An 8,393-nucleotide genomic window follows, 5' to 3' on the forward strand; every position below is an offset into this window, starting at 1 on the left:
GCTCCTCACGCAGGGCAACCACCCCGGGGGCCTGCGAGGGGGGCAGGACGGGCCCCGCGTAGGCGGCGACGGCCCCGGCGACGGCCCCCCGGTCCAGACGGGCGCGGACCATGTCGACGTCGGTGGTCAGCTCGCCGGCCACCCGGTAGGGCCGGGACCCGCCGAGCACCGGCCCGACGGCGCGCCGCAGCCGGGAGATCTCCGCGCGCACCGTCACCTCGGAGACCTCCCCGGCGTGCAGCAGCACCGCGAGCTCGTCGGCCCCGAGGCCCTCAGGGTGACTGCTGAGCAGCAGCAGGATCTCGGCGTGGCGCAGGGTCAGGTCGGTACGACCGAGCATCCCGGTCGGGCGGCCGAGCACGGTCAGACCTGGCACGGTCGGCGAGGCCGGTGCACGCAGGGCGGCGAGGGCGAGCTGCGCCTCGACGGCCAGCACCGTGGCCCGGACCAGGGCCAGCATGTGCGGGGCCGCGGCCTGGTCCCCGCCCGTGAGGTCGAGCACCCCCAGCACCGCCCCGGTCACGGGGTCGTGGACGGGGGCCGCCGAGCAGCTCCACGGCTGGACGGCGAGGCTGAAGTGCTCGGCCGCGAAGACCTGCACCTCGTGGTCGGTCGCGAGCGCGATGCCGGGGGCACTCGTCCCGACCGCCCCCTCGAGCCAGCACGAGCCCTCGACGAACCCCGCGCCGTCGAGCCGCCGTCGGACCTCCCGGTCGCCCTCGACCCAGAGCAGGCGTCCGGCGGCGTCGCCGAGGGCCACCACCACGCCGTCGGCCCCCGAGCCCTCGAGCAGGGCGCGCCGCACCACCGGGAGGGCGGTGGCGAGCGGGTGCTGGTCGCGGTGGTCGACCAGCCCGCGACCCGTCAGGTCGACCTCGACGCGGGGGTGCTCGGGGTCGACCCCGCTGCGTCGGCTGCGCCGCCACGAGTCCAGGACCACCTGGCGCACCGGCGTCCCCGACCTGCCGCCGAGGAAGGCCTCGTGGGCGCGGCGGGTGCGCGCGGCGAGCTCGTGCGGGTCGGATCCGGTGGGCCAGGCCAGCCACGGGTCGACGGTCATGCTCCCCCTTCGACGACGTTGTCGGTGGGAGCGCCCGATCAGGCGCTGGGCGCAGCGTACGTCGCCGTGGCGGTGCGGGGAACAGGAGGGGCACGATGGTCGGGAGGAGCGCCCACCCCGACCGACGGAGCACCATGACCGACCTGCACCCCGCCCTGGCCACCATGACCCTCGAGGAGAGGGCCTCGTTGCTCGACGGCGCTGACTTCTGGCACACCCAGGGGCTCGAGCACCACGACGTGCCGTCGATCATGGTGACCGACGGCCCGCACGGCCTGCGCAAGCAGCCCCAGGAGGGTGACCACCTCGGTGTGGGCGGCAGCATCCCCGCGACCTGCTTCCCACCCGCGGCAGGGCTGGCCTCGAGCTGGGACGTGGACCTGCTGCGCAGGGTCGGGGAGGCGCTCGGGGACGAGTGCCGCGTGGAGAACGTCTCGGTGCTCCTGGGCCCCGGGGTGAACATGAAGCGTACCCCGCTGTGCGGGCGGAACTTCGAGTACTTCTCCGAGGACCCGTTCCTGGCCGGTCGGCTGGCCGCGGCGATGGTCGCGGGGGTGCAGTCCCGGGGCGTGGGCACCTCCCTCAAGCACTTCGCGGCCAACAACCAGGAGACCGAGCGGATGACGATCTCGGCCGAGGTCGACGAGCGCACCCTGCGGGAGATCTACCTGCCGGCCTTCGAGCACGTGGTCCGCACCGCCCAGCCCTGGACCGTCATGTGCTCCTACAACCGGATCAACGGGGTCTACGCCTCGCAGGACCCGTGGCTGCTCACCGAGGTGCTGCGCGACCAGTGGGGCTTCGAGGGGCTCGTGGTCTCCGACTGGGGCGCGGTCGACGAGCGCCCTGCGGGGGTCGCCGCCGGCCTCGACCTGGAGATGCCGTCCTCGAGCGGGGCCGGGACCCGCGCGGTGCTCGACGCCGTGACCGCGGGAACCCTGACCGAGGGCGAGGTCGATCTTGCGGCGAGCCGGGTGCTCACCCTGGTCGACAAGGCCCGTCCGGTCCTCGGGGTCACCGAGTCCCTCGACGTCGAGGCCCACCACGCCCTGGCCAGGGAGGCCGCCGCCGCGAGCGCGGTGCTGCTCGAGAACGAGGGCGACCTGCTGCCCCTCGACCCGACCTCGGGCGGGCGGGTCGCCGTCATCGGCGAGATGGCCCGCACCCCGCGCTACCAGGGGGCCGGCAGCTCGCAGGTGGTTCCCACCCGGCTCGACGACGCGCTCACCGCCCTGCAGGAGGAGCTCGCCGGCCGGCGTGAGGTCAGCTTCGCGGCGGGGTACGTCACGGAGGCCGAGGAGGCCGACCCGCGCCTGGTCGACGAGGCCGTCGAGTCCGCCCGCGGGGCCGAGGTCGTCCTGCTCTTCCTCGGGCTGCCGGCGGCCGCCGAGTCCGAGGGGTACGACCGCACGCACCTCGAGCTCCCGGCCCAGCAGGTGGCCCTGCTCGAGGCCGTGGCCGAGGTGAGCCGGGACGTCGTCGTCGTCCTCGCGAACGGGTCTGCGGTGTCGATGCCGTGGCGCGGGCGGGTGCGCGCCGTGCTCGAAGGGTGGCTGCTCGGGCAGGCCGGGGGGTCGGCCCTCGCGGACCTGCTGCTGGGGCGGGTCTCGCCGTCGGGCCGCCTGGCCGAGACCGTCCCGCTGCGCCTCGCGGACACCCCCGCGGTGGGTGCCTTCCCCGGTGAGGAGGGGGTGGTGCGCTACGGCGAGGGGCTGCTCATCGGCTACCGCTGGTACGACGCCCGGCAGATGGAGGTCGCGTACCCCTTCGGCCACGGCCTGACGTACACGCGCTTCGAGCACAGCGACCTCGAGGTCACCGTGGTGGACGCCGGCGCCGCCGAGGTGGAGGTGAGCCTGACGGTCACGAACACCGGGCCGCGCGCGGGGGTCGAGACGGTGCAGGTCTACGTCGCCGACCCGGCCAGCAGCGTCTTCCGGCCCGAGCAGGAGCTCAAGGGCTTCACCCGGGTGGCCCTCGGGCCCGGGGAGAGCCGCCAGGTCACGGTGCCCCTCGACGCACGGGCCTTCGCCTGGTGGAGCACGCGCGAGCAGCGCTGGGTGGTCGAGGGGGGCACCTTCGAGGTGCGGGTCGGGGCCTCGTCGCGGGACGTGCGGGCGACGGCGAGCATCGAGCTGCCGGGGGATCGGACGGCCCCGCCCCTGGACCTGCTCAGCCCGATCGGCACCTGGCTCGACCACCCCGAGGTCGGCCCGCGGCTGCGTGAGCACCTGGGTGGGCCTTTCGAGGCGATGCTCGACGACCCGGCCCACGGCGAGATGATGCGGGCGATCCCGGCGGTCAGGATGAGCCGCTTCCCGGGCTTCCCGCTCGACGAGGCCGAGCTCGAGGGCTGGGCCGCCCAGACCCGGGGCTGAGGGTCAGAGGCTGCGGCAGGTCAGAGCCTGCCGCGGGTCAGAGCCTGAGGCGGACCATCCGCCGAGGCGGGTGGGAGGTGGGAGCGGGCCTGCGCGCCGACGTCTACGCGGCCGCGCAGCGCTCGGTCGCCTCGCCGTACACCGCCCAGGCGGGCAGCTCAGCCGTGAAGGCCTCGGCGATCGCGGGGTCGGTGGTGACGCCCCAGTCCACCGTGGTGCCGACCTCGGCCTCCTCCTTGACCCACTCGAACCAGTTGATCATGCGCACCTGGGGCAGCTGCTCGACGAGCTCGGGGTCGAGCACCTGGCGCCACCAGGCCTGCTTGATCTCGAGCTCGAGCTCGGGCGTGAGGTCAGCCCCCGGCACCACGAGGGCCGCGGTCTCGGGGACCGCGACGGGCTTCCCCCGCTCGACCCCGTACTCCTGGTGGAAGTCCGGCACCCCCGTGTGGTCACCACCCCGGCCGTCGTAGGTGCCGGTCAGCTCGGCGACCAGCTTGCCGTCCTCGGGCACCTCGTTCTCGCCCCACGGGTGGGCGTCACCCCAGTGGTACATGGACATGCCCACCCAGTCGACGACGTCGTCCCCCGGGTAGTACGGGGCGTACGGGTCGTCCGCGGCGGTGAGCTCGCCGTCGCCGTCGGTGTCGAGGGCCGCGTGGTCCTCGGTGCCGGGCTGGGCGGTCGAGACGCCCTCGGGGAAGGGGTAGCCGTTGCCGCTGTTGGGGGCCCACATCATGGCCGACCCGGGCGCACCCTGGTGCACTGCGGACGCGACCTCGCGGAAGGCCGTGACGTAGGCGATGGGCTGGTGCCCCCAGGCGTACCAGCTGCCGTTCATCTCGTGGGCGAAGCGCACGACGACGGGGACCCCGGTCGCGTTGATCTGCGAGAGCACGCCGACGAGGTCGTCGATCACCGGCTCCGTGACGGTCGCGAGACCGCCGACGGGCTCGAGGGTCAGCAGCAGCACCCCACCGCCGTCCCGGACCTGCTCCCCCGCCGCCGTGACGTTCTCGACGTCGGTCGCGTCGAGCGGGATGTCGGTGAAGGAGACGGCGACGGCGGGGCGCTCACCCCAGGCCGCGGCGACGTCCTCGAGGGTCTGGGAGCCCCACTCGACGTTGACGCCGAGCAGGGCGCCGTCCTCGGGGGCGAGGTCCCGCCCGTCGGGCACCACGCAGGCGGGCAGTGTGGGGTCGGCCGGGGGCGCTGAGGCCTCGCGCCACTCCTCGGGCACCCACGCGGTGCAGCCGGAGAGCAGGGCGAGGGCCGCGAGAGAGGCGACGGCGGCGGCCCGGGCGGGTCGTCGGTTCAGCACGGTGATCCCCTCGTGGTCGGCGCGCACCTGCGCACCCTGAGGATCGGCCGCGCCCCGGCCGTCGTGAGGGCCGCGGCGCGAGCACTCAGGTCACGTCGGTCACACCCGGGCAGCGTGCAGCAGCACCATCTGCTCGGGGTTGAGGGCAGGCATCTGCAGCCCGACCTCGGCCAGCACCCGTCCCGGGAGGGTCACGCCGTCGGCCCACCAGGCCACGGCCCCCTGGGAGGTGCGTCCCCCGGTGACGTCCCCGGGGGGCAGGGGCCGCAGGTGGTAGCGCGCCTCGGGGTCCAGCCCCGGCAGGCGGAGGCGCCCGGGGGGTGCGGCCACGGGGGTCGCGAGGGTCGTGAAGGTGAAGATCGCGGCCGACCCGTCCTGGGCGACCACGCCGTGCAGCCACAGGGCCGGGTCGGGCTGGTCGGAGTGCACCACGACCCCCGAGTGCAGCAGGGCCCGGTGCTCCTGGTGGGCGGCGACCCAGGTGGCCAGGCGGGCGAGGTCCTGCTCCTCGGCGCGGGTGATGTCCCACTCGATGCCCAGGTGGGAGAAGAAGGCCGTGCCGGCCCGGTAGTCGAGGGCGTGGGCTCGACCCGTGGTGTGGCTGATCGGCGAGGCGATGTGCGAGCCGAGGAGCTCGGGGGGCAGCAGCAGGTGGGCGCCGGCCTCGATGAGCTGCCGCTCGAGGGGGTCGATGCAGTCCGAGGTCCACACCCGGTCGGTGCGGGCCACGACGCCCAGATCCACCCGGCCCCCTCCCCCGGCGCAGGACTCGATCTCCAGGGCGGGGTGGGCGGCGCGGATCTCGTCCATCAGCCGGTACGCGGCGAGGGTCTGCTCGTGCACCCGGGCCTGGCCGGTGGGCTGGTGCGCGGCTTCGACGAGGTCCCGGTTGTGGTCCCACTTGATGTAGTCGATGCGGTGCGCGGCGAGCACCGCGAGCATCTGGTCCCGGACGTGGGCGTAGGCGCCGGGGTGCGTGAGGTCGAGCACCTGCTGGTCCCGCGCGGGGACGGGCAGGCGGCTCGGCGGCGCGAGGATCCAGTCCGGGTGGGCGCGGGCGAGGTCGGAGTCCGGGTTGATCATCTCGGGCTCGAACCACAGGCCGAACTGCATGCCCAGGCCGTGCACGTGGTCCACGATCGGGCCGAGCCCCTCGGGCCACACCTCGGCCGAGACCTCCCAGTCCCCCAGCCCCGAGGTGGCGTCGCGGCGCGAGCCGAACCAGCCGTCGTCGAGCACGTACCGCTCGACGCCGAGGGCCGCGGCGCGGTCGGCCAGCTCGATGAGGCGGCCCAGGTCGTGGTCGAAGTACACGGCCTCCCACACGTTGATGAGCACCGGCCGGGCCGAGCGCGGGTGCTCGGGGCGGGCACGCAGGTAGGTGTGGAAGCGAGCCGCCATCGCGTCGAGGCCGTCGCCGACCGAGCCGTAGACCCAGGGGCCCTCGTACGTCTCGCCCTGCGCGAGGCGCACCTCCCCCGCGAGCAGCAGCTCCCCGGCCGCGAGCATCGAGGCACCGTGGTTGGTGCGCTCGGCGTAGGTGCGGGTGTTGCCCGACCACGCCAGGTGCACCGCGCGCACCTCACCGCTGCGCCACCCGAAGCCCTGCGCCCCGGCCGCGACGACCAGGCTCGCGTCGTGACCACGCCCGCGGCGGCTCTCGCGCAGGTGCGTGCCCAGGGTGAAGGCGTGGCGCTGCTGGGCCCGCTCGCGCAGGTGCCGACCGGTCAGGTCGAGGACCTCGTCGGCCTCGGTCGGGACCGGCAGGGCGAGGTCGAGCCCCGCGAGGTCGAAGACTCCGGCCCCCGTGCTGGTGACCTCCCCACGCAGCCGCACCAGCCCCGAGACGAGCATCTCGACGTGCAGGACCAGGGCGAGCTCGGCGTCGTCGTCGGCGGCCTCGAGGCGCAGGCGGTGCACGACGACGGGGTCCCCGGCCGGCTGCTCGTGGTGGGCGCTGCGCACGGTGAAGGCCGTGGTGAAGTCCGCCCCCGCGCGGTGCCCCGTGAGGCCCGGGGTGCCCATCCACCCGGCGGACTGCTCGGGCACGAGGGACAGCGGCACGACGGCGTCGAGCTGGCCCGTGACGATGGGGAGCACGCTGGCCCGGGCGAGGTCGCGCAGCTCGTCCTCGCTGAGCTCGCCGAGGTCCGCGCCCCAGTGGTGGACCTGCGGCAGCCGACCGTCGGACCAGTCGAGCACGAGGCTCACGCCCCCGGCGCGCAGGTGGCACAGGCCAGCCGGAGCGGGCCCGGTCGAGGCGCCGTCGGCGGTCGGGACGATGGCGGTCGGGTCAGCGGGCACCCAGGGACTCCTCGGTCGTGCGGGCAGGTCGGTCGTACGGGCAGGTCGGTCATGCAGGCAGGCGGGTCGCGCAGGCAGGTCGCGCAGGGCTGTCCGAGCCTAGGGCGTGGCACCCACGCGCTGCGTCGCGTCCACCGGCCCCGACGGGCTCGCTCGGAGCTCGAGCCGACCGCTCACCAGCACGATGGCCAGGCCGACCACCGTGAGGGCGAGGCCGACCCATGCCGGGGCAAGGAACCCCAGCCCCGCCGCGATGACCGCCCCGCCGAGGAAGGCCCCGGCCGCGTTGCCCGCGTTGAGGGCCGAGTGGCACAGCGCCGCCCCGATCGAGGGAGCCGCGGGGGCGAGGTCCATCAGCCGGGCCTGGAGGGCGATCCCGAGCACCTGGGAGGACACCCCGAGCCCCACCAGGGACACCAGGGCCCCGGCGACCGTGGCGCTCGTGGTCGCGACCAGCAGCAGCGCGAGGATCGTCCCGACGAAGCCGAGCCGTACGGCCAGCACGACCGACCGGTCCACCACGCGCCCACCCACGAGCGTGCCCACGGTCATACCGAGGCCGAACAGGGCCAGCACCCACGGCACGCTGCGCTCGGCGAGCCCGGTGACCTCGGTGGTCAGCGGGGCGACGTAGGAGTAGACCGCGAACATCCCGCCGAAGCCGATGGACCCGGCGGCGAAGGCCGTCCACAGCCGCCTGTTCGCGAGGGCGCTGAACTCCCGCCGGATGCTCGCGTCGCTCGCCGACGGGACCTTCGGGATCCACCGCACCAGGGCCAGCAGCGTCGCCAGACCCAGCACCCCGACGACGACGAAGGCCGACTGCCAGCCCACCCGCTGCCCGAGGGCCGTCGACAGCGGCACACCCACCACGTTGGCCACGGTCAGGCCGACCATCATCGTCGCGACCGCCATGCCCCTGCGGGCCGGCCCGACGACGGCGGTCCCGGTGACGGCCCCGACGCCGAAGAAGGCCCCGTGCGGCAGCCCCGCGAAGAAGCGGCCGACCACGAGCCACTCGAGGGTGGGCGCCAGGGCCGAGAGCAGGTTGCCGATCGTGAAGGTGACCATCAGCGCCACGAGCAGGGTGCGTCGGTCCCAGCGGGCAGCGAGGGCGGTCAGGGCCGGGGCCCCGAGCACGACGCCGACCGCGTAGGCCGTGATCACGTGGCCGGCCGCAGGGATCGAGACGCCGAGGTCCGCGGCGATCCCGGGCAGCAGGCCCATGGCTGCGAACTCGGCGGTGCCGATGCCGAAGCCACCCAGGGCCAGGGCGCCGAGGGCGACGAGTTCCACCCGCAGGCCAACATCGACAAGATGTCCGCGGGCA

General features: G+C 74.9%; 5 protein-coding genes. 1 reads left to right on the forward strand and 4 read right to left on the reverse strand.

The genetic code is table 11. The features are described from left to right. Nucleotides 1–1,060 (reverse strand): helix-turn-helix domain-containing protein (locus L0B03_RS10445; protein WP_250445737.1); only part of this gene is annotated, 1,060 nt, incomplete at its 3' end. 134 nt (nucleotides 1,061–1,194) lie between these two features. On the opposite strand from L0B03_RS10445, the gene L0B03_RS10450 reads away from it, so the two are divergent. Then, nucleotides 1,195–3,438, forward strand: coding sequence for a glycoside hydrolase family 3 C-terminal domain-containing protein (locus tag L0B03_RS10450; protein ID WP_250445738.1), 2,244 nt, complete (start codon nucleotides 1,195–1,197; stop codon nucleotides 3,436–3,438). 103 nt (nucleotides 3,439–3,541) lie between these two features. On the opposite strand, the gene L0B03_RS10455 is transcribed toward L0B03_RS10450, so the two are convergent. The 3 genes from L0B03_RS10455 to L0B03_RS10465 form a co-directional block, all read right to left on the reverse strand. Next, on the reverse strand, nucleotides 3,542–4,786 hold the full coding sequence (locus L0B03_RS10455; protein ID WP_250445739.1) for a glycosyl hydrolase: 1,245 nt from the start codon (nucleotides 4,784–4,786) through the stop codon (nucleotides 3,542–3,544). A gap of 72 nt (nucleotides 4,787–4,858) precedes the next feature. Next, nucleotides 4,859–7,063, reverse strand: coding sequence for an alpha-galactosidase (locus tag L0B03_RS10460; RefSeq protein ID WP_250445740.1), 2,205 nt, complete (start codon nucleotides 7,061–7,063; stop codon nucleotides 4,859–4,861). Nucleotides 7,064–7,162: 99 nt separating this feature from the next. Further along, entirely contained in the window at nucleotides 7,163–8,359 is a 1,197-nt protein-coding gene (locus tag L0B03_RS10465; protein ID WP_308200037.1) for an MFS transporter, read from the reverse strand. Between the last annotated feature and the right edge of the window lie 34 nt (nucleotides 8,360–8,393).

Origin of the sequence: Actinotalea sp. C106 (genome assembly GCF_023630195.1) — a bacterium.
GTDB lineage: Bacteria > Actinomycetota > Actinomycetes > Actinomycetales > Cellulomonadaceae > Actinotalea.

What these genes read in the sequence shown, in the direction of transcription:
- L0B03_RS10450 (WP_250445738.1), top strand. Translation starts at nt 1,195, where the DNA reads ATGACCGACCTGCACCCCGCCCTGGCCACCATGACCCTCGAGGAGAGG.